The 25,785-nt window shown below is 52.6% G+C and carries 26 protein-coding genes and 22 other annotated features; of the genes, 17 read left to right on the top strand and 9 right to left on the bottom strand.

All coding sequences use genetic code 11. The features are described from left to right. Nucleotides 1-18: 18 nt before the first annotated feature. Together STM0650 and STM0649 are read right to left on the bottom strand one after the other, a co-directional pair. The gene (locus STM0650; RefSeq protein ID NP_447101.1) for a putative hydrolase C-terminus occupies nucleotides 19-1,196 on the bottom strand. Within the gene, nucleotides 19-1,191 belong to an annotated coding region; the region does not span the whole gene. After that, nucleotides 1,191-1,196 (bottom strand) — a ribosome-binding site (putative RBS for STM0650; RegulonDB:STMS1H000972). It overlaps the preceding gene by 6 nt. An 11-nt stretch (nucleotides 1,197-1,207) precedes the next feature. Further along, on the bottom strand, nucleotides 1,208-1,549 hold the full coding sequence (locus STM0649) for a putative hydrolase N-terminus (protein ID NP_447100.1): 342 nt from the start codon (nucleotides 1,547-1,549) through the stop codon (nucleotides 1,208-1,210). Nucleotides 1,550-1,768: 219 nt separating this feature from the next. Beyond that, nucleotides 1,769-1,774 (top strand) — a ribosome-binding site (putative RBS for leuS; RegulonDB:STMS1H000971). On the opposite strand from STM0649, the gene leuS reads away from it, so the two are divergent. The 4 genes from leuS (at nucleotide 1,769) to nadD (ending at nucleotide 6,647) form a co-directional block, all read left to right on the top strand. Next, nucleotides 1,769-4,368, top strand: a protein-coding gene (leuS, locus tag STM0648; protein ID NP_459640.1) for a leucine tRNA synthetase. Within the gene, nucleotides 1,786-4,368 belong to an annotated coding region; the region does not span the whole gene. (Overlaps the previous feature by 6 nt.) Before the next feature lie 6 nt (nucleotides 4,369-4,374). Next, nucleotides 4,375-4,380, top strand: a ribosome-binding site (putative RBS for rlpB; RegulonDB:STMS1H000970). Further along, nucleotides 4,375-4,973 (top strand): a minor lipoprotein gene (gene rlpB, locus STM0647; RefSeq protein ID NP_459639.1). Within the gene, nucleotides 4,383-4,973 belong to an annotated coding region; the region does not span the whole gene. Its footprint overlaps the feature before it by 6 nt. Then, nucleotides 4,973-6,004, top strand: a complete 1,032-nt coding sequence (gene holA, locus STM0646) for a DNA polymerase III, delta subunit (RefSeq protein NP_459638.1) — start codon at nucleotides 4,973-4,975, stop codon at nucleotides 6,002-6,004. Before rlpB ends, holA begins: the two co-directional genes overlap by 1 nt. Continuing rightward, nucleotides 5,997-6,002, top strand: a ribosome-binding site (putative RBS for nadD; RegulonDB:STMS1H000969). It overlaps the preceding gene by 6 nt. Further along, the gene (gene nadD / locus STM0645; protein ID NP_459637.1) for a putative nicotinic acid mononucleotide adenylyltransferase occupies nucleotides 5,997-6,647 on the top strand. Within the gene, nucleotides 6,006-6,647 belong to an annotated coding region; the region does not span the whole gene. The genes holA and nadD overlap by 8 nt, the downstream gene beginning before the upstream one ends. On the opposite strand, the gene cobD is transcribed toward nadD, so the two are convergent. Beyond that, the gene (cobD, locus tag STM0644) for a putative aminotransferase in cobalamin synthesis (protein NP_459636.1) occupies nucleotides 6,622-7,723 on the bottom strand. Within the gene, nucleotides 6,622-7,716 belong to an annotated coding region; the region does not span the whole gene. The two genes, nadD and cobD, sit on opposite strands and share 26 nt — an antisense overlap. Next, nucleotides 7,718-7,723 (bottom strand) — a ribosome-binding site (putative RBS for cobD; RegulonDB:STMS1H000968). Its footprint overlaps the gene before it by 6 nt. 79 nt (nucleotides 7,724-7,802) lie before the next feature. Continuing rightward, nucleotides 7,803-7,808, top strand: a ribosome-binding site (putative RBS for cobC; RegulonDB:STMS1H000967). Between cobD and cobC the strand changes: the two genes are divergently transcribed. From cobC to lipA, 11 genes are all read left to right on the top strand, one after another. Next, the gene (cobC, locus tag STM0643) for an alpha ribazole-5'-P phosphatase in cobalamin synthesis (RefSeq protein ID NP_459635.1) occupies nucleotides 7,803-8,421 on the top strand. Within the gene, nucleotides 7,813-8,421 belong to an annotated coding region; the region does not span the whole gene. (Overlaps the previous feature by 6 nt.) A 316-nt stretch (nucleotides 8,422-8,737) precedes the next feature. Further along, nucleotides 8,738-8,743: a ribosome-binding site (putative RBS for ybeB; RegulonDB:STMS1H000966), on the top strand. Then, the gene (ybeB, locus tag STM0642) for a putative ACR, homolog of plant Iojap protein (protein NP_459634.1) occupies nucleotides 8,738-9,067 on the top strand. Within the gene, nucleotides 8,750-9,067 belong to an annotated coding region; the region does not span the whole gene. Its footprint overlaps the feature before it by 6 nt. Further along, nucleotides 9,058-9,063 (top strand) — a ribosome-binding site (putative RBS for ybeA; RegulonDB:STMS1H000965). (Overlaps the previous gene by 6 nt.) Further along, nucleotides 9,058-9,538, top strand: a protein-coding gene (gene ybeA / locus STM0641; RefSeq protein ID NP_459633.1) for a putative cytoplasmic protein. Within the gene, nucleotides 9,071-9,538 belong to an annotated coding region; the region does not span the whole gene. Before ybeB ends, ybeA begins: the two co-directional genes overlap by 10 nt. 12 nt (nucleotides 9,539-9,550) lie before the next feature. Then, nucleotides 9,551-9,556, top strand: a ribosome-binding site (putative RBS for mrdA; RegulonDB:STMS1H000964). Next, the gene (gene mrdA, locus STM0640) for a cell elongation specific transpeptidase of penicillin-binding protein 2 (peptidoglycan synthetase) (RefSeq protein NP_459632.1) occupies nucleotides 9,551-11,470 on the top strand. Within the gene, nucleotides 9,569-11,470 belong to an annotated coding region; the region does not span the whole gene. Its footprint overlaps the feature before it by 6 nt. Further along, nucleotides 11,459-11,464 (top strand) — a ribosome-binding site (putative RBS for mrdB; RegulonDB:STMS1H000963). Its footprint overlaps the gene before it by 6 nt. Beyond that, the gene (mrdB, locus tag STM0639) for a rod shape-determining membrane protein; cell elongation in e phase (protein ID NP_459631.1) occupies nucleotides 11,459-12,585 on the top strand. Within the gene, nucleotides 11,473-12,585 belong to an annotated coding region; the region does not span the whole gene. Before mrdA ends, mrdB begins: the two co-directional genes overlap by 12 nt. Further along, nucleotides 12,584-12,589, top strand: a ribosome-binding site (putative RBS for rlpA; RegulonDB:STMS1H000962). It overlaps the preceding gene by 2 nt. After that, nucleotides 12,584-13,741, top strand: a protein-coding gene (rlpA, locus tag STM0638) for an a minor lipoprotein (protein NP_459630.1). Within the gene, nucleotides 12,596-13,741 belong to an annotated coding region; the region does not span the whole gene. It overlaps the preceding feature by 6 nt. The genes mrdB and rlpA overlap by 2 nt, the downstream gene beginning before the upstream one ends. A 139-nt stretch (nucleotides 13,742-13,880) precedes the next feature. Then, nucleotides 13,881-15,092, top strand: a complete 1,212-nt coding sequence (dacA, locus tag STM0637; protein NP_459629.1) for a D-alanyl-D-alanine carboxypeptidase, penicillin-binding protein 5 — start codon at nucleotides 13,881-13,883, stop codon at nucleotides 15,090-15,092. Between the two features lie 97 nt (nucleotides 15,093-15,189). Next, nucleotides 15,190-15,195: a ribosome-binding site (putative RBS for ybeD; RegulonDB:STMS1H000961), on the top strand. Further along, the gene (gene ybeD, locus STM0636; protein ID NP_459628.1) for a putative cytoplasmic protein occupies nucleotides 15,190-15,464 on the top strand. Within the gene, nucleotides 15,201-15,464 belong to an annotated coding region; the region does not span the whole gene. It overlaps the preceding feature by 6 nt. A gap of 159 nt (nucleotides 15,465-15,623) precedes the next feature. After that, nucleotides 15,624-15,629, top strand: a ribosome-binding site (putative RBS for lipB; RegulonDB:STMS1H000960). Next, nucleotides 15,624-16,205 (top strand): putative ligase in lipoate biosynthesis gene (lipB, locus tag STM0635; protein NP_459627.3). Within the gene, nucleotides 15,630-16,205 belong to an annotated coding region; the region does not span the whole gene. Its footprint overlaps the feature before it by 6 nt. A gap of 288 nt (nucleotides 16,206-16,493) precedes the next feature. Beyond that, nucleotides 16,494-16,499: a ribosome-binding site (putative RBS for ybeF; RegulonDB:STMS1H000959), on the top strand. Further along, nucleotides 16,494-17,460, top strand: a protein-coding gene (ybeF, locus tag STM0634; RefSeq protein ID NP_459626.1) for a putative LysR family transcriptional regulator. Within the gene, nucleotides 16,507-17,460 belong to an annotated coding region; the region does not span the whole gene. Its footprint overlaps the feature before it by 6 nt. A 189-nt stretch (nucleotides 17,461-17,649) precedes the next feature. Further along, nucleotides 17,650-17,655, top strand: a ribosome-binding site (putative RBS for lipA; RegulonDB:STMS1H000958). After that, nucleotides 17,650-18,631 (top strand): lipoate synthase, an iron-sulfur enzyme gene (lipA, locus tag STM0633; protein ID NP_459625.1). Within the gene, nucleotides 17,666-18,631 belong to an annotated coding region; the region does not span the whole gene. It overlaps the preceding feature by 6 nt. An 85-nt stretch (nucleotides 18,632-18,716) precedes the next feature. On the opposite strand, the gene ybeC is transcribed toward lipA, so the two are convergent. Both ybeC and ybeM read right to left on the bottom strand, forming a co-directional pair. Beyond that, the gene (gene ybeC, locus STM0632) for a putative Sec-independent protein secretion pathway component (RefSeq protein NP_459624.1) occupies nucleotides 18,717-18,929 on the bottom strand. Within the gene, nucleotides 18,717-18,920 belong to an annotated coding region; the region does not span the whole gene. Further along, nucleotides 18,924-18,929: a ribosome-binding site (putative RBS for ybeC; RegulonDB:STMS1H000957), on the bottom strand. Its footprint overlaps the gene before it by 6 nt. 119 nt (nucleotides 18,930-19,048) lie before the next feature. Then, nucleotides 19,049-19,854, bottom strand: a protein-coding gene (gene ybeM, locus STM0631) for a putative hydrolase (protein NP_459623.1). Within the gene, nucleotides 19,049-19,837 belong to an annotated coding region; the region does not span the whole gene. Continuing rightward, nucleotides 19,849-19,854, bottom strand: a ribosome-binding site (putative RBS for ybeM; RegulonDB:STMS1H000956). Its footprint overlaps the gene before it by 6 nt. 61 nt (nucleotides 19,855-19,915) lie before the next feature. Beyond that, nucleotides 19,916-19,921: a ribosome-binding site (putative RBS for crcB; RegulonDB:STMS1H000955), on the top strand. Between ybeM and crcB the strand changes: the two genes are divergently transcribed. Next, nucleotides 19,916-20,311, top strand: a protein-coding gene (gene crcB / locus STM0630) for a high-copy crc-csp restores normal chromosome condensation in presence of camphor or mukB mutations (RefSeq protein NP_459622.1). Within the gene, nucleotides 19,928-20,311 belong to an annotated coding region; the region does not span the whole gene. Its footprint overlaps the feature before it by 6 nt. A gap of 57 nt (nucleotides 20,312-20,368) precedes the next feature. Here crcB and cspE read toward each other — a convergent pair. Both cspE and pagP read right to left on the bottom strand, forming a co-directional pair. Then, nucleotides 20,369-20,590 (bottom strand): RNA chaperone, negative regulator of cspA transcription gene (cspE, locus tag STM0629; RefSeq protein ID NP_459621.1). Within the gene, nucleotides 20,369-20,578 belong to an annotated coding region; the region does not span the whole gene. After that, nucleotides 20,585-20,590, bottom strand: a ribosome-binding site (putative RBS for cspE; RegulonDB:STMS1H000954). (Overlaps the previous gene by 6 nt.) Before the next feature lie 175 nt (nucleotides 20,591-20,765). Then, nucleotides 20,766-21,338, bottom strand: a complete 573-nt coding sequence (gene pagP / locus STM0628) for a PhoPQ-activated gene (RefSeq protein ID NP_459620.1) — start codon at nucleotides 21,336-21,338, stop codon at nucleotides 20,766-20,768. Between the two features lie 367 nt (nucleotides 21,339-21,705). Continuing rightward, nucleotides 21,706-21,711 (top strand) — a ribosome-binding site (putative RBS for dcuC; RegulonDB:STMS1H000953). Between pagP and dcuC the strand changes: the two genes are divergently transcribed. Next, nucleotides 21,706-23,102 (top strand): DcuC family, dicarboxylate transporter gene (gene dcuC / locus STM0627; protein NP_459619.1). Within the gene, nucleotides 21,717-23,102 belong to an annotated coding region; the region does not span the whole gene. Its footprint overlaps the feature before it by 6 nt. 53 nt (nucleotides 23,103-23,155) lie before the next feature. Here the strand turns inward: dcuC and dpiA are convergent. Continuing rightward, the gene (dpiA, locus tag STM0626; protein NP_459618.1) for a response regulator in two-component regulatory system with DpiB occupies nucleotides 23,156-23,849 on the bottom strand. Within the gene, nucleotides 23,156-23,836 belong to an annotated coding region; the region does not span the whole gene. Next, nucleotides 23,805-25,477, bottom strand: a protein-coding gene (gene dpiB / locus STM0625; RefSeq protein ID NP_459617.1) for a sensory histidine kinase in two-component regulatory system with DpiA. Within the gene, nucleotides 23,805-25,466 belong to an annotated coding region; the region does not span the whole gene. Before dpiB ends, dpiA begins: the two co-directional genes overlap by 45 nt. Continuing rightward, nucleotides 23,844-23,849: a ribosome-binding site (putative RBS for dpiA; RegulonDB:STMS1H000952), on the bottom strand. (Overlaps the previous gene by 6 nt.) Continuing rightward, nucleotides 25,472-25,477, bottom strand: a ribosome-binding site (putative RBS for dpiB; RegulonDB:STMS1H000951). (Lies within the gene dpiB.) Nucleotides 25,478-25,785 lie beyond the last annotated feature (308 nt).

Raw genomic sequence — 25,785 nt, 5'->3', positions numbered from 1 at the left:
GTGCTGCCCGATTTGGTATCAGAACGTCGGCGCGATCTTATAAATAGAGAATTCGTTATGACCTAAATCTTCTGATTTAGTCGTTTTCCCATTCGCGACGCGTAAAATTTCCTGATAAATTTCCTCGCCCATTTGCGTAATAGAAGCCTCGCCAGACATAATGGCGGACACATCAATATCAATATTGTCCTGCATCATTTCCCACGTTGCTTTATTACCCGTAATTTTTATTACCGGCGCTATTGGGTTACCGGCAGGCGTTCCGCGACCGGTAGTAAAAATAACGATCTGCGCTCCCCCCGCCACCATGCCGGAAATAGATTCAATATCCTGCCCCGGGGTATCCATAATCCACAGGCCCGGATGCGTTGGGCTATCGGCATATTCCAGTACGCCCTGTAACGGCGCATGACCCGCTTTATGCATACAGCCTAACGATTTTTCTTCAATGGTAGTCAACCCGCCTTTAATATTGCCCGGCGTCGGCTGTCCCCCGCGAATATCCTCGCCCAGCGCTTTTGCTCGCGCCTCGCAGCCGACCACTAAATCAATAAGCTGTTGACCAACCTCCGGCGTCACCGCGCGTTTCGCCATCACATGCTCGGCGCCAATAAATTCCGTCGTTTCAGAAAGAATTGAGCTTCCGCCGCAGCGTATCAGCTTATCCGAGGCGACCCCGCAGGAAGGGTTAGACGCCAGCCCCGATGTCGTATCTGACCCGCCGCACTCCATCGCCAGCAGCAGCTCGCTAACCGGTGCTTGCTGCGGTTTTTGCATGGAGAGTTGTTGCGCATAATCGCGGGCCAGCGAAATCCCCCGAGCCTGACATTTAAGCGTGCCGCCCTCTTCCTGAATGGTAATGCAGGAGGTCGGTTTGCCAAATGCGGTAATCTCTTCTGCGATGCGCAGCGGCTCCGCGCCTTCACAGCCTAAGCCCACAACCACAATAGCGCCGACGTTGGGATTATTCGCCACATTAATCAATGTCTTTTCCGTCAGACGCGCATCTCCTGCCACCTGGCAGCAGCCAAAATCGTTATTCACCCATGTCGCGCCTTTTACCTGCCGGGCAATATCCTGGGCGACTTTATTCGCACAAACGCTGGTAGGTAAAATCAGTACATAATTACGGATGCCAAAACGGCCGTCAGGGCGGCGGAAACCCAAAAAAGTCTCATTGCTCATAATCATTTTCCCTTGTTTTATATTATTTCCAGTCACCACGTCCGCGTTCACTTTCCACATTGTGGACGTGCACATAGTCGCCACTTTTTATTTCCTGAGTGGCGCGGCCAATGGATTCGCCATATTTATAAACTTCGCCATGAAAAGGCACATCGCAGATGGCGAATTTGTGGCCAAATGGCACATCCTGATGTAACACAACGCTTATCTCGCGTTCGCCAATGAACATTGTGGCGGTTTCGCCAGCCTTGAGCGCCGTAATAGCCGTCGCGACGCAATCCTGAGGGTGAATCACCACTGCATTTTTTTTCACGATTAACTCCTTTGCTTTAGTCCTGTCTTCCCTAATCAAAAGGCGTGCCATTTTTTAACTACATGGTTTATATGACTTTATTTTTATGGGCCGATCTGGCGGTGACAGGAACTGCGGTAATTTGCCTCAGTCGTGTCGCATTTTGCGTCACCTCCTCACGGACGCCTGGCGCGACAAATGTTCTACCCCCTGTTTTGACGTGCGTGTTTGGGCTATGCTATGCGGATCTAAACACCACCTCTAAAGCTACATTTGTAGCTGTATCGAAAACAGGACTACTGGCTGCCATGCAAGAGCAATACCGCCCGGAAGAGATAGAATCCAAAGTACAGCTTCACTGGGATGAGAAGCGCACATTTGAAGTGACCGAAGACGAGAGCAAAGAGAAGTATTACTGCCTGTCGATGCTTCCCTATCCTTCTGGCCGACTACACATGGGCCACGTACGTAACTACACCATCGGCGACGTGGTTGCCCGCTACCAGCGTATGCTGGGCAAAAACGTGCTGCAGCCAATCGGCTGGGACGCCTTCGGCCTGCCGGCGGAAGGCGCGGCGGTGAAGAACAACACCGCGCCGGCGCCGTGGACGTACGACAACATCGCGTATATGAAAAACCAGCTAAAAACGCTGGGTTTTGGCTATGACTGGAGCCGTGAAATCGCGACCTGCACCCCGGAATACTACCGTTGGGAACAGAAGTTCTTCACCGAGCTGTATAAAAAAGGCCTGGTGTACAAGAAGACTTCTGCCGTTAACTGGTGCCCGAACGATCAGACCGTTCTCGCCAACGAACAGGTGATCGACGGCTGCTGCTGGCGCTGCGACACCAAAGTTGAGCGTAAAGAGATCCCACAGTGGTTTATCAAAATCACCGCTTACGCAGACGAGCTGTTGCGCGATCTGGATAAGCTGGACCACTGGCCTGATACCGTAAAAACGATGCAGCGCAACTGGATTGGCCGCTCTGAAGGCGTGGAAATCACCTTCGATGTGAAGGGTTACGATAACACCCTGACCGTCTATACCACCCGTCCAGATACCTTTATGGGCGCCACTTACCTGGCGGTGGCCGCCGGTCATCCGCTGGCGCAAAAAGCGGCGGCGAACAACGCCGAACTGGCGGCGTTCATCGACGAATGCCGTAACACCAAAGTGGCCGAAGCCGAAATGGCGACCATGGAGAAAAAAGGCGTCGACACCGGCTATAAAGCGATTCATCCGTTAACTGGCGAAGAGATCCCGGTCTGGGCGGCAAACTTTGTCCTGATGGAGTACGGCACTGGCGCGGTGATGGCCGTTCCGGGTCACGATCAGCGCGACTACGAATTTGCCTCCAAATACGGTTTGACCATCAAGCCGGTGATTCTGGCCGCCGACGGTTCCGAGCCGGATCTTTCCGAACAGGCGCTGACCGAAAAAGGCGTGCTGTTTAACTCCGGCGAGTTCGACGGCCTGGCCTTTGAAGCGGCGTTTAACGCCATTGCCGATAAACTGGCGGAAAAAGGCGTCGGCGAACGTAAAGTGAACTATCGTCTGCGTGACTGGGGCGTTTCCCGTCAGCGTTACTGGGGCGCGCCGATCCCGATGGTCACCCTGGAAGACGGCACCGTGCTGCCGACGCCGGAAGATCAACTGCCGGTTATTCTGCCGGAAGATGTCGTCATGGACGGCATCACCAGCCCGATTAAAGCCGATCCTGAGTGGGCGAAAACCACCGTTAACGGTATGCCGGCGCTGCGTGAAACCGACACCTTCGACACCTTTATGGAATCGTCATGGTACTACGCGCGTTACACCTGCCCGCAGTATCAGGAAGGAATGCTGGATTCGAAAGCGGCAAACTACTGGCTGCCGGTCGACATCTACATCGGCGGTATTGAACATGCCATCATGCACCTGCTCTACTTCCGCTTCTTCCATAAGCTGATGCGCGATGCGGGCATGGTCACCTCTGACGAGCCGGCTAAACAGTTGCTGTGCCAGGGCATGGTACTGGCGGATGCGTTCTATTATGTCGGCGAGAACGGCGAACGTAACTGGGTTTCGCCAGTTGACGCTATCGTCGAGCGCGATGAAAAAGGCCGCATTGTCAAAGCAAAAGACGCAGCGGGTCATGAGCTGGTCTACACTGGCATGAGTAAAATGTCCAAGTCGAAAAATAACGGTATCGACCCGCAGGTAATGGTTGAACGTTATGGCGCGGACACGGTACGCCTGTTTATGATGTTCGCTTCTCCGGCGGATATGACTCTGGAATGGCAGGAGTCCGGCGTAGAAGGCGCAAACCGCTTTATTAAACGCGTCTGGAAGCTGGTTTACGAACACACCGCTAAAGGTCCTGTCGCGGCGCTGAACGTCGATGCGCTGAGCGAAGATCAAAAAGCGCTGCGTCGCGATGTGCATAAAACCATTGCCAAAGTGACCGATGATATCGGCCGCCGTCAGACGTTCAACACCGCCATTGCGGCGATCATGGAGTTGATGAACAAACTGGCGAAAGCCCCGCAGGAAGGCGAACAAGACCGCGCACTGCTTCAGGAAGCGCTGCAGGCCGTCGTGCGTATGCTTAACCCGTTCACGCCGCACGTCTGCTTTACCTTGTGGCAGGAGCTGGGCGGCGAAGGTGATATCGACAACGCGCCGTGGCCGGTAGCCGACGAGCAGGCAATGGTGGAAAACACCACGCTGGTTGTCGTGCAGGTTAACGGTAAAGTTCGCGGGAAAATCACCGTACCGGTGGATGCTACCGAAGAACAGGTGCGTGAACGTGCAGGCCAGGAACATCTGGTGGCAAAATATCTTGATGGCGTTACCGTGCGTAAAGTGATTTACGTTCCGGGTAAACTCCTCAATCTGGTTGTTGGCTAAGCGCGGGAGGAAGCGTGCGATATCTGGTAACACTGTTGTTATCTCTGGCGGTGCTGGTCACCGCCGGATGCGGCTGGCATCTGCGTAGCACTACGCAGGTTCCGGCTTCAATGAAAACGATGATCCTCGATTCCGGCGATCCGAACGGTCCGCTAAGTCGTGCGGTACGTAATCAGTTACGGCTGAATAACGTAAACCTGCTTGATAAAGACACAACGCGCAAAGACGTTCCGTCTCTGCGGCTTGGAACGGTGACTATTTTGCAGGATACGGCGTCAGTGTTCCAGGACGGCCAGACGGCGGAATATCAGATGGTGATGACCGTCAATGCCTCGGTATTGATTCCGGGCCATGACATCTATCCTATCAGCACGAAAGTGTACCGTTCGTTCTTCGATAACCCGCAGATGGCGTTGGCGAAGGATAACGAGCAGGCCATGATCGTTCAGGAGATGTACGACAAAGCCGCTGAACAGCTGATTCGTAAGCTGACCAGCGTCCGCGCGGCGGATATTCAGGCGACGAAAGAGGAGGCTACCGCCGACAATGAGACGGCGGCGCCCGCCTCTACGCCAGCACGCGTCTCCACTACGCTGAGTAACTAATGATCAGGTTGTATCCTGAACAACTCCGCGCGCAGCTCAATGAAGGGCTGCGTGCGGCATATCTGCTATTGGGCAACGATCCGCTGCTGCTGCAGGAAAGTCAGGACGCTATTCGTCTGGCGGCTGCGTCGCAAGGCTTCGAAGAGCACCACGCTTTTACTCTCGATCCCAGTACCGACTGGGGATCGCTTTTCTCACTCTGCCAGGCGATGAGTCTGTTCGCCAGCCGTCAAACGCTGGTGCTGCAACTGCCGGAAAACGGGCCTAACGCGGCAATGAATGAGCAACTCGCCACCCTGAGCGAGCTGCTGCATGACGACCTGTTATTAATAGTACGCGGAAACAAGCTCACCAAAGCGCAGGAAAACGCCGCCTGGTATACCGCGCTGGCAGACCGTAGCGTTCAGGTCAGTTGTCAGACGCCGGAGCAGGCGCAGCTTCCCCGCTGGGTGGCCGCCAGAGCGAAAGCACAGAATTTGCAACTGGATGACGCCGCGAACCAACTGCTGTGCTATTGCTATGAGGGCAATCTGTTGGCGCTGGCGCAGGCGCTGGAACGACTGTCGCTGCTTTGGCCTGACGGTAAGTTAACGCTTCCTCGCGTGGAGCAGGCCGTCAATGACGCCGCCCACTTTACCCCTTTCCACTGGGTGGATGCGTTACTGATGGGGAAAAGCAAACGCGCGCTGCACATTCTGCAACAGCTACGCCTTGAAGGCAGCGAACCGGTTATTCTGCTGCGCACCCTCCAGCGAGAGCTGCTGCTACTGGTAAATCTCAAACGTCAGTCCGCGCATACGCCGTTACGCGCGCTGTTTGATAAACACCGGGTCTGGCAAAACCGTCGCCCCATGATCGGCGACGCGTTGCAGCGTCTCCATCCTGCGCAGCTTCGCCAGGCCGTGCAGTTACTGACGCGTACAGAAATTACGCTCAAACAGGATTATGGTCAGTCGGTATGGGCAGATCTTGAAGGGCTGTCGCTCCTGCTCTGCCATAAGGCGCTGGCAGACGTATTTATTGATGGGTGATATGAAATCGTTACAGGCTTTATTCGGCGGCACCTTTGATCCGGTGCATTATGGACATCTTAAACCTGTTGAAACGCTGGCGAATCTGATCGGCTTATCGCGGGTGATTATTATGCCTAACAATGTGCCGCCGCATCGCCCCCAGCCGGAAGCCTCCAGCGCGCAGCGTAAATATATGCTGGAGCTGGCTATCGCCGATAAGCCGCTTTTTACGCTGGATGAACGCGAGCTACAGCGAAACGCGCCCTCTTACACTGCGCAAACGCTGAAAGCATGGCGCGAAGAACAGGGCCCCGAAGCGCCGCTGGCGTTTATTATCGGCCAGGACTCGCTGCTTAACTTCCCCACCTGGCATGATTACGACACCATCCTTGATAACACTCACCTGATCGTTTGTCGTCGTCCCGGCTACCCCCTTGAAATGACGCAGGCGCAACACCAGCAGTGGCTGGAACAGCATCTGACCCATACGCCGGACGATCTGCACCAGTTGCCAGCCGGTAAAATTTACCTGGCGGAAACGCCCTGGCTTAATATCTCCGCAACCCTCATCCGCGAACGGCTGGAAAAAGGCGAATCCTGCGACGATCTGTTGCCGGAAAACGTGCTGAACTACATCAATCAGCAGGGGCTATACCGGTAAGCACATTGCGCAGCGCCGCCAGCAGACGCTCGTTTTGCGCAGCGCTGCGTATCGCCACACGATAATAGCGGCTGTCCAGCCCCGGGTAGTTAGCGCAGCTACGGATTAAAATCCGCTGCGTCAGCAACCGTCGCTGCAGATCAATATCCTCTCGCTCACAGCGTAACAACAGATAGTTTGCCCGCCCGGGATAAACCGTCAGCAGGGGGAGCTGACAAAGCGCCTGATAAAACCGGGCGCCCTCCTCCCGTAACCAATGCCAGGTCGCCTGTTGCCAGGCGCTATCCTGTAACGCTACCTCACCGGCAAGCGCCGCCAGCGCGTTAACCGACCACGGCATTTGTTGGCGACGCATCCGCGCCATCGCCGCGTCATCGCTATTGACGAGATATCCCAACCGCAGGCCGGGAATGGCATAAAATTTGGTCAGCGAACGCAGCACCCAGATATGCGGATTATCTTTAAGAGCAGGAATAAAGCCCGTCTCATGCGGAATAAAATCGATAAACGCTTCATCCAGGATCAGGTTAATGTTCAGCGATTTGCAGCGATCGGCAATGGCCTGTAATAACGGCCGCTCCGGCAGCAGGCCGGTAGGATTATTAGGCGTACACAGAAACAGGCAGTCCAGATCGGGCGTCAACGCCTCAAGAATGGCATCGGTAAGCTGCCAGCCATCCGCTTCGCGTAGAGACCAGCGACGAATTTCACAGCCACTTTGCGCCAGCGCCCGGCCATACTCCGCGAAACCTGGCGTGACAATCATTGCACGACGCGGTTTAAGACCGCTCGCCACGGTAAAGATTGACTCCGTCTCGCCATTTCCCGCCAGTATCCACGATGCCGGCACCTGATGATGACGCGCCAGCGCCTGGTGCAAATGAAAATAATCGGCGTCCGGGTAGCGCTCAATGCAGTCCAGATTGTCGATAAGCGCGCGTTTCACGCTGACAGGCATACCCAGCGGATTAATGTTTGCGCTAAAATCCAGTAACTGGTCAGGCGAGATGCCCAACACCGTCGCGGCTTCCCGAATATTACCGCCATGCGCGCTGTTGAATAACGCCATTATGCCTCCAGCCAAAAAACGCTATTTTAGTGAAAAAAACGTTGCGCAATCAGGGGCATTATCATGTTTTGCGCATTTAACCTCATGAGGAATACCATGCGATTGTGGCTGGTGCGTCATGGCGAAACCGAGGCCAATGTCGCCGGGTTGTATAGCGGACATGCTCCCACGCCGTTAACGGAAAAAGGGATTGGCCAGGCGAAAACGCTACATACTTTATTGCGCCACGCGCCATTTGACCGGGTGTTATGCAGCGAGCTGGAGCGCGCGCGCCATACCGCCCGGCTCGTACTGGAGGGCCGGGATGTGCCGCAACACATCTTACCTGAGCTTAATGAGATGTACTTTGGCGACTGGGAAATGCGCCATCACCGCGACCTCACCCATGAAGATGCCGAAAGCTATGCCGCCTGGTGTACGGACTGGCAGAATGCGGTTCCGACCAATGGCGAGGGTTTTCAGGCTTTTACCCGGCGCGTAGAGCGCTTTATCTCGCGACTCGACGCGTTTAGCGATTGCCAGAACCTGCTGATCGTCAGCCATCAGGGCGTACTCAGCCTGTTGATTGCCCGTCTGCTCACAATGCCCGCCGCCTCGCTATGGCATTTCCGGGTAGAACAGGGATGCTGGAGCGCAATCGACATATGCGAAGGGTTCGCCACCCTGAAAGTATTAAATAGTCGTGCCGTCTGGCGGCCTGAGTGATGAATTTTCCGTTTTTTCTCGCCGCAGCGGTTTCGCCCATTGACAGCCCCCGACAGGCTGTTATTCTCCGCAGCCAGGCTTTTTTCACCTTGCAGAGCTTTGCAGAAATTGTTTTACAAAAATGGCGATGCTTTCTGTGACGTGGGATGGGATGATAATCTGGTTTTAAACGCCGATCCGGCGACATAAGTCCCGGTATCGCCGCTGATTCAGGTATACTACACGGCGTCCCGCCGGAAGGTTAGCGTTAACTCGCAACGCCTTACCGGTCCAGCCTGTTGGCCTTTTTTCTATCGTTATAACGCAATTATTCACCCAGGGGGAAAACTTGCAGGGTAAAGCACTCCAGGATTTTGTTATCGACAAAATTGATGACCTGAAAGGTCAGGACATCATCGCCTTAGATGTTCAGGGTAAATCCAGTATCACCGACTGTATGATTATTTGTACCGGCACCTCCAGCCGTCACGTTATGTCTATTGCCGACCACGTGGTGCAGTCGTCGCGCGCGGCCGGTATGCTGCCATTGGGCGTCGAAGGCGAAAATGCGGCTGACTGGATTGTCGTCGATCTGGGCGATGTGATTGTGCATGTCATGCAGGAAGAAAGTCGCCGCCTGTATGAACTGGAAAAACTCTGGAGTTAATGCGTGAAGCTGCAACTTGTCGCTGTCGGCACGAAGATGCCCGACTGGGTTCAAACGGGATTTACGGAATATCTGCGTCGTTTTCCGAAAGATATGCCCTTTGAGCTGATCGAAATCCCTGCGGGCAAACGCGGCAAGAACGCGGATATCAAACGCATTCTCGACAAAGAGGGCGAGCAGATGCTGGCCGCCGCCGGTAAGAATCGCATTGTTACCCTGGATATTCCAGGCAAGCCGTGGGATACGCCGCAGTTAGCCAATGAGCTGGAGCGCTGGAAACAGGACGGGCGCGACGTCAGTTTGCTGATTGGCGGCCCGGAAGGATTATCTCCCGCCTGCAAAGCGGCAGCGGAACAGAGCTGGTCGCTCTCGGCGTTAACGCTCCCTCACCCGCTGGTTCGGGTTCTGGTTGCGGAGAGTTTGTACCGGGCGTGGAGCATCACAACCAACCACCCTTATCACCGTGAGTGATCGTGAAGTCTTGAGAAGATTAAGCAGCGGATGAAACGACAAAATTCTTTTCGTGACTATACGGCTGAGTCCGCACTGTTTGTGCGTCGGGCGCTGGTCGCCTTTTTGGGTATTTTGCTGCTGACCGGCGTACTGATCGCCAATTTGTATAATCTGCAAATCCTTCGTTTTACCGATTACCAGACCCGCTCGAACGAAAACCGTATCAAGCTGGTGCCAATTGCGCCAAGCCGCGGGATAATCTACGACCGTAACGGCATTCCCCTTGCGCTGAACCGCACTATCTATCAGATTGAAATGATGCCGGAAAAGGTGGATAACGTTCAGCAAACGCTGGATGCGCTACGCAGTGTGGTCGATTTAAACGACGACGATATCGCCGCCTTTAAAAAAGAGCGCGCCCGATCCCATCGCTTTACTTCTATTCCGGTGAAAACAAACCTGACGGAAGTTCAGGTCGCGCGCTTTGCTGTCAACCAGTACCGTTTTCCGGGCGTCGAAGTCAAAGGCTATAAACGCCGCTATTATCCATACGGATCGGCGCTGACCCACGTTATCGGCTACGTATCGAAAATCAATGATAAAGACGTCGAGCGTCTCGACAGAGAAAACAAACTGGCGAACTACGCCGCCACCCATGACATCGGCAAGCTGGGCATTGAGCGCTACTATGAAGATATTCTGCATGGGCAAACCGGTTATGAAGAGGTTGAAGTCAACAACCGCGGTCGCGTTATTCGCCAACTCAAAGAGGTGCCGCCGCAGGCCGGACACGATATCTACCTGACGCTGGATCTCAAGCTCCAGCAGTATATTGAAACGCTGCTGGCAGGCAGTCGCGCGGCGGTGATTGTCACCGATCCACGTACCGGCGGCGTGCTATCGCTGGTCTCCATGCCAAGTTACGACCCTAACCTTTTCGTGGATGGCATCTCCAGCAAAGATTATTCCGGGCTGCTTAACGACCCGAACACGCCATTAGTGAACCGCGCGACTCAGGGTGTCTACCCACCTGCTTCTACCGTTAAGCCTTACGTCGCCGTATCGGCGTTAAGCGCTGGCGTCATCACCCGTAACACCAGTCTTTTCGACCCTGGCTGGTGGCAGTTGCCGGGGTCTGAGAAACGCTACCGCGACTGGAAAAAATGGGGCCACGGGCATCTGAATATCACCAAATCCCTTGAAGAGTCGGCGGATACCTTCTTCTATCAGGTTGCCTATGATATGGGGATCGATCGCCTGTCAGAATGGATGGGTAAGTTCGGCTATGGTCACTACACCGGAATTGATCTCGCAGAAGAGCGCTCTGGTAATATGCCGACCCGCGAGTGGAAACAGAAACGCTTTAAAAAACCGTGGTATCAGGGCGATACGATTCCGGTGGGCATCGGCCAGGGTTACTGGACAGCGACGCCGATTCAGATGAGTAAGGCGCTAATGATCCTTATTAACGACGGTGTAGTTAAAGTCCCGCACCTGTTAATGAGCACCGCGGAAAACGGTAAACAGGTGCCGTGGGTACAGCCGCATGAGCCGCCGGTGGGCGATATTCACTCCGGCTACTGGGAAATTGCGAAAGATGGCATGTATGGCGTCGCCAACCGCCCTAACGGCACGGCGCATAAATATTTTGCCAGCGCGCCCTATAAAATCGCGGCGAAGTCGGGCACCGCGCAGGTCTTTGGCCTGAAGGCCAACGAAACGTACAATGCGCATAAAATCGCCGAGCGCCTGCGCGACCATAAATTGATGACCGCCTTTGCGCCGTATAACAATCCTCAGGTCGCCGTCGCGATCATCCTTGAAAACGGCGGCGCAGGCCCGGCAGTAGGCACGATCATGCGCCAAATCCTTGATCACATCATGCTGGGCGACAACAACACCCATTTGCCTGCGGAAAACCCGGTGGTTGCAGCGGCGGAGGACCAATAATCATGACGGATAATCCGAACAAAAAAACCTTCTGGGATAAAATTCATATCGATCCCACGATGCTACTCATTCTGCTGGCGTTACTGGTTTATAGCGCGTTGGTCATCTGGAGCGCCAGCGGCCAGGACATCGGCATGATGGAGCGTAAAATCGGTCAGATTGCGATGGGGCTGGTGGTCATGGTGGTGATGGCGCAGATCCCGCCGCGCGTGTATGAAGGCTGGGCGCCCTATCTCTATATCATTTGTATCATTTTGCTGGTCGCCGTTGATGCCTTCGGCGCAATATCCAAAGGCGCGCAGCGCTGGCTCGATCTGGGAATCGTTCGCTTTCAGCCTTCGGAAATAGCCAAAATCGCCGTGCCGCTGATGGTCGCCCGCTTTATTAACCGCGACGTCTGCCCGCCCTCGCTGAAAAATACCGCCATCGCCCTGGTATTAATCTTTATGCCTACCCTGCTGGTCGCCGCCCAGCCGGACCTGGGGACGTCTATTCTGGTCGCCCTTTCCGGTCTCTTTGTCCTATTTTTGTCTGGTCTGAGCTGGCGCTTAATTGGGGTCGCCATTGTATTGATCGCTGCATTTATTCCTATTTTGTGGTTTTTCCTGATGCACGATTACCAACGCCAGCGCGTCATGATGCTCCTTGATCCGGAGACCGATCCGCTGGGCGCGGGCTATCATATTATTCAGTCTAAAATCGCCATTGGCTCAGGCGGCCTGCGCGGTAAAGGCTGGCTCCACGGCACCCAGTCGCAGCTGGAGTTTTTACCCGAACGCCATACCGACTTTATCTTCGCGGTACTGGCGGAAGAGCTCGGTCTGGTGGGCATCCTGATTCTGCTCGCGCTCTATATTTTGCTAATAATGCGCGGCTTGTGGATTGCCGCCAGAGCGCAAACTACATTTGGTCGCGTGATGGCTGGCGGATTAATGTTAATATTATTCGTTTATGTCTTCGTAAATATTGGTATGGTGAGCGGTATTCTGCCTGTGGTTGGAGTACCTTTACCCCTGGTCAGCTACGGGGGCTCCGCACTGATTGTGCTGATGGCCGGGTTCGGGATTGTGATGTCGATCCACACCCACAGAAAAATGTTGTCGAAAAGCGTATAAGGGGTGCGCAATGCGTAAGCAGTTGCCTGTAATCTGCGTCGCGGCAGGGATAGTACTACTCGCGGCATGTACTAATGACGGCGGTCAGCAGCAAACCACCGTCGCGCCGCAACCTGCGGTATGTAATGGTCCGACTGTGGAAATCAGCGGAGCGGAACCGCGTTATGAACCTCTGAATCCGACCGCAAACCAGGATTATCAGCGTGACGGTAAAAGTTATAAAATCGTTCAGGACCCGTCCCGCTTTAGCCAGGCTGGCCTGGCCGCTATTTATGATGCGGAACCCGGCAGTAATTTAACCGCCTCCGGGGAGATGTTCGATCCGATGCAGCTTACCGCCGCCCATCCGACACTGCCTATCCCCAGCTATGCGCGAATCACCAACCTGGCCAACGGTCGCATGATCGTCGTGCGTATTAACGATCGCGGCCCCTATGGCACCGATCGGGTCATCTCCCTGTCCCGCGCAGCGGCGGATCGTCTGAATACCTCGAATAATACTAAAGTACGGATTGACCCCATTATCGTGGCGCCGGATGGTTCGCTCTCCGGCCCGGGGATGGCCTGTACGACGGTGGCGAAACAGACCTACGCTCTGCCCCCGCGCCCTGATTTAAGCGGCGGAATGGGAAGCGCCTCTTCAGCACCTGCACAACCGCAAGGCGACGTTCTTCCGGTCAGTAATTCCACGTTGAAAAGTGACGATACCACCGGTGCGCCGGTGAGCAGCAGCGGCTTCCTCGGCGCGCCGACTACGCTGGCGCCTGGCGTGCTGGAGAGTAATGAACCGACGCCGGCGCCACAGCCAGCGCCGGTTTCCGCGCCGGTGGCGGCTCCAGCGACGGCTCCAGCGACTGCGACGCCGGTAAGCGCGCCTGCTGCCGCGGCCCCGGTATCTGCCCCGGTGAGTGCGCCAGCCGCCGCGGCGAGCGGTCGTTTCGTCGTCCAGGTCGGCGCCGTCAGCGATCAAACGCGTGCGCAGCAATACCAACAGCGTTTAAGCCAGCAGTTCAGCGTACCAGGACGCGTAATACAAAACGGCGCGGTCTGGCGTATTCAACTGGGGCCTTTTGCCAGTAAAGCCGAAGCCAGCGCGTTACAGCAACGTTTGCAAACAGAAGCACAATTACAGTCCTTTATCGCCAGCGCGCAGTAACCGATCGCAGGTATCTGTACTGTCAATTTCTGTAAATGACATTAACAAAGTCACGCGGAAAGTCAGATGCCTGCCAGTTATGCTTTTGCTATAGTAGGGCTCTTTTTTTAATTTCATCACGGACGTCGTAGTTCAGACCATGAAGACCACTTTTTCCGCTCGTTTTATGCAGCGCATGGCGCTCACCACGGCGCTTTGTGCCGCGTTTATCTCAACCGCACATGCCGATGACCTGAATATCAAAACTATGATCCCGGGCGTTCCGCAGATCGATGCGGAATCCTACATCCTGATCGACTACAACTCCGGCAAAGTTCTGGCGGAACAAAACGCCGACGAACGTCGCGACCCGGCTAGTCTGACGAAGATGATGACCAGTTACGTCATCGGACAGGCAATGAAAGCGGGTAAATTTAAAGAAACCGACCTGGTTACCGTCGGTAATGACGCCTGGGCCACCGGCAATCCGGTATTTAAAGGCTCCTCGCTGATGTTCCTCAAGCCGGGAATGCAGGTACCGGTCTCTCAGTTGATACGCGGCATCAATCTGCAATCCGGCAATGACGCCTGTGTGGCGATGGCTGATTTCGCCGCCGGTAGCCAGGATGCTTTCGTCGGGCTGATGAACAGCTATGTGAACGCGTTGGGGCTGAAAAATACCCACTTCCAGACCGTACACGGCCTGGACGCCGACGGACAATACAGTTCAGCTCGCGATATGGCGCTGATTGGTCAGGCGTTAATTCGCGATGTGCCGAACGAATATGCCGTTTATAAAGAAAAAGAGTTCACCTTTAACGGCATTCGCCAGTTAAACCGTAACGGTCTGCTGTGGGATAACAGCCTGAATGTGGACGGCATCAAAACCGGCCATACCAGCAAAGCGGGCTATAATCTGGTCGCTTCCGCAACCGAAGGCCAGATGCGATTGATTTCCGCCGTGATGGGCGGACGGACCTATAAAGGCCGTGAAACAGAAAGCAAAAAACTGCTGACGTGGGGCTTCCGTTTCTTTGAAACCGTTAATCCGCTGAAGGCTGGTAAAGAGTTCGCCTCTGAACCCGCCTGGTTTGGTAATACCGATCGCGCCTCGCTGGGCGTCGATAAAGACGTTTACCTGACGATCCCTCGCGGTCGCATGAAAGATTTGAAAGCGAGCTATGTACTGAATACCGCAGAACTGCACGCGCCGCTGCAGAAAAACCAGGTGGTCGGCACCATCAACTTCCAGCTGGACGGTAAAACCATCGAGCAGCGTCCGCTGGTCGTACTGCAAGAGATCCCGGAAGGGAACTTCTTCGGTAAAATCATTGATTACATTAAATTAATGTTCCATCACTGGTTTGGATAAAAATTGAACGCTTGAAAGTGTGATTTTCGTCCCCATATACTATGCATCAGTAAAACTCCCGCCCTGTGGCGGGAGTTGTTATTTTTTTTACGTAATGCCGGAGCTGACATGAAAACCAAACTTAACGAACTGCTTGAATTCCCTACGCCATTTACTTACAAAGTAATGGGGCAGGCGTTACCTGAGCTGGTTGATCAGGTGGTTGAAGTGGTACAGCGCCATGCGCCTGGTGATTACTCTCCGACGGTAAAACCGAGCAGCAAAGGCAACTACCACTCGGTCTCTATCACCATTAATGCCACCCATATTGAACAGGTTGAAACGCTGTACGAAGAACTGGGCAATATTGATATCGTGCGAATGGTATTGTAATACATCCAGACGGTTACCCGGTCTTATCCGGGTAACTCCCCGCCTCCCCCGCTGTGATATACTTTCCTCTCTTTTTTCATTCTCTACGGAGATGCCGTTTTGTATCAGGATAAAATCCTTGTCCGCCAGCTCGGCCTTCAGCCCTATGAAGCTATCTCTCAGGCCATGCATAACTTTACCGATATGCGCGATGAAAACAGCCATGATGAAATCTGGTTGGTTGAGCATTACCCGGTGTTTACCCAGGGCCAGGCCGGTAAAGCGGAACATATATTGATGCCTGGCGATATTCCCGTTGTGCAGAGCGATCGTGGAGGACAGGTGACCTATCATGGTCCGGGCCAACAGGTAATGTACGTTTTACTTAACCTGAAACGACGTAAACTGGGCGTGCGTGATTTAGTCACCCTACTTGAACAGACCGTGGTGAATACGCTGGCTGAAATTGGTATTGAGGCGCATCCGCGCGCCGATGCGCCGGGCGTCTACGTGGGTGAAAAGAAAATCTGCTCGCTGGGTTTACGTATCCGTCGCGGCTGCTCATTCCACGGTTTAGCGCTAAACGTTAACATGGATCTTTCTCCTTTCCTGCGTATCAACCCGTGTGGTTATGCCGGCATGGAAATGGCCAAAATAACGCAGTGGAAGGAAGATGCTACCACGGATAATATTGCGCCCCGCTTGCTGGCGAATATTTTAGCTCTGCTAAATAATCCACCGTATGAATATATTGCTGCTTAATGCGTAAAATATAATGGCCCAAGAAATTTATGGGTCATTAATCATATATGATTTGAATGCTTTACTTCTCCCCCCGCTTTCTATATTTTCGTTATATCCCTGCTGTAGCCGCCAGGCGGCATGGCCTCTTCAGTCCTCATGATGAGGAATTTTCCGTGAACAAAATCCCGGCCTTGCTGTTACTTATCTTATTGAAATGACTAAAAATACATTCATAAGAGTAATTTTAAAACCAACCCATAAATGCAAAATATACTATTTCATCTATTATTCATAATACGAATGAATTCGGAGCCAGAGCGTGAGTGATAATAATCAGGCAGAAAGACAACCGGCCGATCAACACCTACAGGACAAACCGCAAATTTTCAGAACACTGAGAAATATTGACCTCAATCTGTTGACGATTTTCGAGGCCGTATATGTCCATAAAGGGATCGTCAATGCAGCGAAAATTCTTAACCTGACGCCGTCAGCCATTAGCCAGTCCATTCAAAAATTACGGACTATATTTCCCGATCCGCTGTTTATTCGCAAAGGCCAGGGCGTAACGCCCACGACGTATGCTACGCATCTGCACGAATACATCAGCCAGGGGCTGGAATCTATTCTTGGCGCCCTGGATCTTACGGGCAGCTATGATAAGCAACGCACCATTACAATTGGCACGACGCCTTCGGTCGGCGCGCTAGTGATGCCGATTATTTACCAGGCCATCAGGCCGCGTTATCCTCAGCTTTTGCTGCGCAACATTCCGGTAGACGATGCCGAAAGCCAGCTTAGTCAGTTTCAGACCGATCTCATTATCAATACCCATAGCTATAACAACCGGAGCATCCAGCATCACGTCCTGTTTAGCGATACGCTTGAGATTGTCTGCCGCCAGCATCACCCGTGTCTGGCGAACGCCATTACTGAAGAGAGACTGAACAGCGCGGATCACACCTTTCTGATGCTGGAGGGACAACATCTTTCCCTGCTGCGCCAGCGACTGCAGGAGACATTTCCCGATCAGCAAATCAGTTTTAGCAGCTACAATATTTTTACCATTGCCTCGCTGATCGCCAGCAGCGATCTGCTGGGACTGATGCCCACCCGCTTCTACGACTTATTTAGCCGCTGCTGGCCGCTTGAGCGCCTTCCCTACGCGCCGGTGAATAGTGAACAGGTCGAGTTCTCGCTGCATTACAATAAACTGAGTCTGCGCGATCCGGTGCTGGAGAACGTCATTGATATCATCCGTGAGGCGTTCTGACAAAAATGTTGCATTCAGGTCACGGAAGATATGGGCAAACAGCACAAAACAACAACTATTTTACATTTTGCCGGGCTGTCAGGCTGCTTTATGGCCCTTATCAATGATATACTGCGTGTCACAAATTCAAAAATAGTTGATAAATACAACTTTCCCTTGAATTGAAACGCTTTCCTTCGTTATTCGCAACTGGAACACGCACGCTATGAGTAAACCCATTGTGATGGAACGCGGTGTAAAATACCGCGATGCCGATAAGATGGCTCTTATCCCGGTTAAAAATGTGGTCACAGAGCGCGACGCTCTACTACGTAAACCGGAATGGATGAAAATAAAACTTCCGGCGGATTCTACCCGTATCCAGGGCATCAAAGCCGCAATGCGCAAAAATGGCCTGCATTCTGTCTGCGAGGAAGCATCTTGCCCAAACCTGGCTGAATGTTTCAACCACGGTACCGCTACGTTTATGATCCTTGGGGCCATTTGCACTCGCCGCTGTCCGTTCTGTGATGTCGCCCATGGCCGCCCCGTTGCGCCGGATGCGGAAGAGCCGCAGAAACTGGCGCAAACGATCGCCGACATGGCGCTACGCTATGTGGTCATCACCTCTGTCGACCGTGACGATCTGCGTGACGGCGGCGCCCAGCATTTTGCTGACTGCATCACCGCCATCCGTGCCAAAAGCCCGGAGATAAAAATAGAGACCCTGGTGCCAGACTTCCGTGGACGTATGGATCGCGCGCTGGATATCCTTAACGCGACGCCGCCGGATGTGTTTAACCACAACCTGGAAAACGTGCCGCGTATTTACCGCCAGGTTCGTCCGGGCGCCGATTACAACTGGTCGCTGAAATTACTGGAACGCTTCAAAGAAGCGCACCCGGAAATTCCGACAAAATCGGGTCTGATGGTGGGCTTAGGCGAAACCAATGCGGAAATCATTGAGGTTATGCGCGACTTACGCCGTCACGGCGTTACCATGCTGACGCTTGGTCAGTATCTACAGCCAAGCCGCCATCACCTGCCGGTACAGCGTTATGTCAGCCCGGAAGAGTTTGACGAGATGAAAGCGGAAGCCCTGGCGATGGGCTTTACCCATGCCGCCTGTGGCCCCTTTGTACGTTCTTCGTACCATGCTGATCTCCAGGCCAAAGGCATGGAAGTGAAATGATCGTGTAATAGACGCTTACATTTCAGGCAAAAAAAACCGGCAACTCGCCGGTTTTTTTACTCTGCGGAGCAAGCGCATCGCGCAATTACTCTTTGTGCGAGAGTTTTTCAGCCTGAACGCTACCGTCGACGTCTTTCTTAACGCCCGCGTCTTCATCGTTCATTGCTTTCTTGAATCCTTTAATCGCCGTGCCCAGGTCTCCGCCCAGCGTACGTAACTTCTTGGTACCAAACAGCAGAACAACCAGTGCGGCAACCACCAGCAGTTTGGTAATACTAATCTCACCCATAGATACCTTCTTCACTAAAAACAGGCTGCGTAACGCGCCGGATTAACCTGAGAATATTAACGGTCTTTCGACGCGCGCACACAATAGCAATCTGTAACAAGGTGAATCAAGCTTTGCGTAAAAAAACATCATAATAATTGCGGTGGCGCAAATCGTCGTTGCTGCAAAAGAGGAAGTTGCTCCCGCACCTGGTCTATTCGTTCTCTGAATATTTCCGCGACGATCAGCGCCGGACGATCGGCTGCCGCGGCTATCGTTACCCCCAACGGATCGATAATACGACTTTGACCAATATTACGATTACCACACTCCCCGGCCGCAATCATATAGCTGGTGGTATCCAGCGCTCTCGCCGCCAGCAGCGTCGACCACTGCTGCTCTTTCAACGGGCCGCGAACCCAGCCCGTCGGCAGCGCCAATACGTCAGCCCCCTGTAAAGCCAGCGCTAGCGCCATGTCCGGAAAGCGCAGGTCATAACAGGTCATAAGCCCCACCTTAACCCCCTCCACGTCCAGCACAGGCGCGATAACGGTTCCGGCATCAATACTTTGGGATTCTTGCATCGAAAACGCATCATAGAGATGCAGCTTCGCGTAACGCGCGACAATGTGACCCGCCCGTAGCGCCACCAGCATATTAACCGCCCGTCCAGGCGTTGACGGGACAAGGATAGTGAATATCGTCGTCATATTATTATGAGCGCTTTCTTCCAGAAGCCGCGTCATAAACGCGCCATCCAGCGGCTGCGCGGCGCGAATCGGCAGGTCAAGGTCGATGTCATCTCGCGCTAATATCCCCTCAGGCAACACCAGAAGCGATACGCCGCGGCCCGCCGCCTGAGCCATTAACGAAACGCAAACTTGCGCATTCTCTTCCCATACAGAACTCACCACAAACTGCCCGGCTGCAACGAACATATCCCCTCCCACACCTCTGTCAGGACTCGCCAATTATGCGTGTTCGGCGTTACACTCCTCTTGTATAGCAATTAAATAAAGGATTCGGCAGTGTTACAGCTTCTTTTAGCAGTTTTTATCGGCGGTGGAACGGGGAGCGTAGCCCGGTGGATGCTCAGTATGCGTTTTAATCCGCTTCATCAGGCGATTCCCATCGGTACGCTAACAGCAAATTTGCTTGGCGCGTTTATTATCGGCATGGGGTTCGCCTGGTTTAACCGCATGACACATATCGATCCGATGTGGAAAGTGCTCATCACAACCGGCTTTTGCGGCGGCCTGACGACCTTTTCTACTTTTTCTGCCGAAGTGGTATTCTTGCTGCAAGAGGGGCGCTTTGGCTGGGCGCTGCTGAATGTGCTGATTAACCTGTTAGGTTCGTTTGCCATGACGGCGCTGGCATTCTGGCTATTTTCCGCCGCAGCGGCGCGTTAAGCGCAAAAAAAACCCGCCGAAAGGGCGGGTTTTGAAATCTTGCTGTCGGACGTATGCTTACAGAGCAGTTACGTTTGCAGCGGAAGGGCCTTTGGCACCGTTAGTGATTTCGAACTCTACGCGCTGACCTTCAGCCAGAGTTTTAAAACCATTGGTCTGGATTGCAGAGAAGTGTACAAACACGTCTTTGCTGCCATCTTCCGGAGTAATGAAACCGAATCCTTTGGATTCATTAAACCACTTAACGTTACCTTTAATCTTAGACATCAAAATTACCTTTACATGAAAAATAGACACAAATGCTGTGTCGGATACCAGTACAACAATTGTGATGCATTTTGTCCAGTCGAACTTTGCGAAAAAGTGATAAATATCGCGTTAATTTTTAGCTAACTCTATCTACTTATTGTTTTTTAAGACTTTTTAATTCACAACTGAAGCATACCCTTCCCCATCAAAACTGGAAACGCATCCAGGCGAAATAGACGTTTCCGTTGTTATACGAACCCGGAATGTAGGTCATCTGAAAGGTAGCGGGACCATAGCCTATCGACGCTAAAGGCAACAGCACAGGGATGGGAATATAATTCCAGTTGTCGCGCGCGGTAACGCCTGCGGTAAAGCCCAGTCCAAGGCGAAAATTATCGTCTTCCAGCGGTCGCCAGGTTTTTTCCCAGCCATAACCGCCTATGGGTTCCCATTTGTTAAATGAATCTTTAAAGGCCATCATATAGAGGCCATGCCAGTTGCCTTTGTCGTCCCAGCGGGACTGACCAAAACCAACGCCCCACGGCCGCTCGTTATAGCGATCCGTTTTCTCTTTATCGTAGGCAAAGCGCGCATGCCAGGTAATGGCGGGGACATACAAATCATAATGCTCAGGCTGTCGCCACGTTTCTGCGACGTTATCGGTAAACGTGTTAAACCCCCCTTTATCCGCCGCAGAGACTGAAGGAATAGCCAGCCATGGCATCAAAAGGAGAGCAATAATAAGAAAATACTTTCTGATGATCATCGCAACATACATACCGTTCAAAAATTCGACTGTGATAATAACAACATTAACCTGAATAAAATCTTAACAAACTATAAACAGAGAATAATCTGAGAGAGTATCGGGTTAACGGCGTTTGATTTAGCACTCAGAACCGTCACGCGCTCCTTAATAAGCTTTCACAAAAAACACAAAACAAAGCACAACAAATAAAACAATAAAATAACAATAAATTAATACTTATAGTGCTACAGAAAATTCGTATAAGTATATTTCATCTTTAGCAATGACATGAAAAAATAACCGCGCCGTGATTTTAATCAGTAAGGCGCCATCCTTTATTCGGTACATTTTTATACCACTTTTGTGGTTCTTATTTTTACTCTGGGTGTCGATAAGACAGGGGAAACAATGCTAACAGTTATAGAGCTCCTTATCGGAGTCGTCGTTATTGTGGGTGTAGCGCGCTACATCATTAAGGGATATTCCGCCACTGGCGTTTTATTTGTCGGCGGTCTGGCTCTGCTTATTATCAGCGCGCTGATGGGGCATAAGGTATTACCTGCCAGCGAAACCAGTACCGGCTATACCGCAACAGATATTGTTGAATACATCAAAATTTTGCTTATGAGTCGCGGCGGCGATCTTGGCATGATGATCATGATGCTGTGCGGCTTTGCCGCCTATATGACGCATATCGGCGCGAATGATATGGTCGTGAAGCTGGCGTCGAAACCTTTACAGTACATAAACTCGCCCTACCTGTTGATGATTGCCGCCTATTTTGTCGCCTGCCTGATGTCGCTGGCCGTCTCTTCCGCGACGGGGCTTGGCGTACTGCTCATGGCTACTCTCTTCCCGGTGATGGTCAACGTCGGCATTAGCCGCGGCGCGGCGGCGGCTATTTGCGCCTCTCCGGCCGCCATCATCCTCTCGCCAACGTCTGGCGATGTGGTTTTAGCCGCAAAAGCGGCGGAGATGCCGTTAATCGATTTCGCGTTCAAAACTACGCTGCCAATTTCCATCGCCGCCATTATCGGTATGGCGATTGCGCACTTTTTCTGGCAACGCTATCTGGATAAAAAAGAGAACATTTCACATGAGATGCTGGACGTGGCGGAGATTACCACCACGGCCCCGGCGTTTTATGCCCTTTTGCCGTTCACGCCCATTATCGGCGTACTGATTTTTGACGGTAAATGGGGGCCGCAGTTGCACATTATTACCATTCTGGTGATCTGTATGCTGCTGGCCGCCGTGCTGGAATTCGTGCGCGGTTTCAACACGCAAAATGTGTTTTCCGGCCTGGAAGTGGCTTATCGCGGCATGGCGGATGCGTTTGCCGGCGTTGTGATGCTGTTGGTCGCGGCGGGCGTTTTCGCCCAGGGGCTGAGCACCATTGGCTTTATCCAAAGTCTGATCTCGATTGCCACTTCTTTTGGCTCCGCCAGCATTATTCTGATGCTGGTCTTAGTGATTTTAACCATGCTGGCCGCGATGACCACCGGTTCAGGCAATGCGCCTTTTTACGCCTTTGTTGAGATGATCCCTAAACTGGCGCACTCCTCCGGTATCAACCCAGCCTATTTATCCATCCCAATGCTGCAAGCCTCAAACCTGGGGCGCACGATTTCGCCGGTCTCCGGCGTCGTGGTCGCTGTCGCCGGGATGGCTAAAATATCACCGTTTGAAGTGGTGAAGCGCACGTCCGTTCCGGTTATCGTCGGTCTGTTGATCGTCATTATCGCCACGGAAATTATGGTGCCAGGCGCCTCTTCCAGCGTTACTGGCGGCTGATAGCCGGTAAGCCGGGGCGAGGGAAAACATCGCCCCGGCATCTTAAACCAGGCTTAGCCGCCGTGGTAAATACGCTGCGGCCTGCCCACTTTGCCATGAATAATCTCTGCGACAATCAGATGCTGACTCGCGCAATATTCCAGGTAGCGTCGGGATGTGGTGCGGCTTATCGTTAAGGCCTGCGCGACCGTTTCAGCCGTATGGCGTACGGTTGGATCGGCAAACAGCCTCATCACCGCATTAAGGGTTAAGGCATCAATACCGGTCGGCAAATCCCCTTTCGGTTCGCCGCGCGCATAGGCGTTGAACATTTCATCTATCTGCTTCTGGCTTGCGCTATCCGCGCTCGCCAGCATACGTCTGCGCTGTTGATAGCGGGTCAGCGTCTGCCCCAAACGCTCATAAGCAATAGGTTTGACCAGATAATCAAACGCGCCGCTGCGTACCGCTTCCGCTACCGTCTCCATGTCACTGGCGGCGGTCGTAAACACGACGCCGCCGGGATAGCGCGACTGCATTAATTCATGCAGCAGCGTAATCCCCTTCCCATCCGGCAGATAATTATCCAACAGAATTAATCCAGGTTTGAACCGGTCAATCATCATTCTCGCCTGCGCCAGATTGCCCGCCAGCCATATCTGGTTAAAGCTAGGAATATGGCGGATATATTCTGCGTGCATCTCCGCCAGCAGCGTTTCATCCTCAACGATCAATAGGGTTAATGGTTCTGTCATCGTTTTTTTTCACTTTCGGAAGGAATAAAGAAAATAAGGTGCCACAAGGATCATTGTCTTCCAGCGTAATGACCCCGCCACAGCGCCCCACATAACTTGCAATCAGATATAACCCGATACCATGCTCACCGGGTTCGTCGGTTCGGGTACTTACGCCCTGTTCAAAAATTTTTTCCCGCAGCGCTTCAGGAACGCCGCAGCCCTGGTCGGCGACCTCTATTACCACCTCGTCGCCCTCGTCGCTCAGGAAAAGTTCGATGGTCTTGTCGCCTTCCTGTGTACGTAAACTCGCCTCAAACGCGTTATCCAGCAGATTCCCGACGATGGCGGCGAACTCCGTGCTATCCAGCCCCTCCGGCAGTTGATGTAGCTGGCTGCCGGGAACAATCACCATCTTGAGCCCCAGTTCACGCGCGCGCTGAACTTTGCCAAACAGCAAACCGGCCACCTGACGATCGGCGAAGGCGCCGCGTAAACTATCAATAAGTTGCTGCTGCGCCTGCGACTCACCCTGCACCATCTCTCTGACCCGATCATACTCTTTCATTTGCAGCAGGCCGTTCAGAGTCGACATCCAGTTCAGGTGCTCATGGCGTAGCGTGCGCAGGCTCTCAACATACTGTTTAATCTGGGTTAGCTGCGCGTTCAACGTCGCGATTTCATCTTTGCTGCGAAAACTAATAATAGCGCCCAGCAGCTCCTCGCCGGAACGGATAGCCTCACGATTGGCGATGACGCTCAGGCCATTGAAGTTGGCCATCACGTCCTGGCGTCTTTCTGCGATCTGGCAGGTAAAAAAGTCTGCCGGATTGACGACTTCCGCTATCAGCTTGCCCAGCCACTGACGCCCCGGCGACGGCAGCCCCAACATTTTTCTCGCATTGCGGTTAATCGCGGTGATATGTCCCTCCGGATCAACGGCGATCAGCCCTTCATAAACCGAGCTAAATAACGCCTCCTGCTGGCGTACCACGCGCGCAATCTGTTTCGGCTCCATGCCCAGCATTTGTCGGCGGATATGCGCGGCGAAAAACCAGGAAAGCAGCATTAATACCACCAGCAACAGGACAAAAACCCCCGCCATCGGTAATAAGAAGTCCAGCCGCCAGGAGTCGATTTTACTGACCAGATAGCCAATTGAAACAACGCCGATCACGTTGCCTTCGTTGTCAAAGATAGGCGTTTTGGCGCGCATCGCCATCCCTATTGAGCCCTTACCGGTAATGAAATAACTTTCTCCTCTTTCCAGCGCGCCGGGTTTCGTAAACTGCATGGGATAGCCGATTTTTTCCGGATTCGGATGGTAAAGCCGGATCGAGTGGCGATCGCCTATCACCACATAGTCAAAATCCGTCCCGCGCTGCAGTTTATTCGCAATTATCGCCAGGCGTTTATAGTCCCGGTTTTTTACGGCAGCGATAATGCTGTCGTTAGAAGCAATAATTTTTGCCTGATTCATCGCCATATCACGAACATGGGACGCCAGATAATCTTCGAAACTGGCAGACAAATATTGTGCTAACGCTGCCACGATGAAAACAGAAACCACCAGAATGAGCAGAAAAATACGTAACGGAAACGCGAGTTGCCGAAAAAAAGGAAACAGCTTTTTATTTTTCTGACAGGACATTAAGGTTCCTTATGGGCATTTCTCTTCAGATTTATCGCAAATGTAATAAAAATGTTTTGAGCATCTTGAAGCATATAAAAACCAATCGTTACAGATTCCCCACATTAAATCAATTAAACAACTAAAACCCACCGCCGGAATGGCGATTAAATTAATTAAAAAACTTAAAACCATAAAACACTTAAAAACCATCTAACGCTTTGTGAAATAAATCAAAATTTACCACCAAAATACTCCTTACGATGTATACGTCAGAGAGAAAAATAAATAACTCGTCATAAAAAAACTCCTACTCTGACTGAAAAGAAAAAGTTATCAA

It is taken from the genome of Salmonella enterica subsp. enterica serovar Typhimurium str. LT2 (assembly GCF_000006945.2).
GTDB classification, from domain to species: domain Bacteria; phylum Pseudomonadota; class Gammaproteobacteria; order Enterobacterales; family Enterobacteriaceae; genus Salmonella; species Salmonella enterica.
This window is presented reverse-complemented; position numbering and strand designations above follow the sequence as displayed.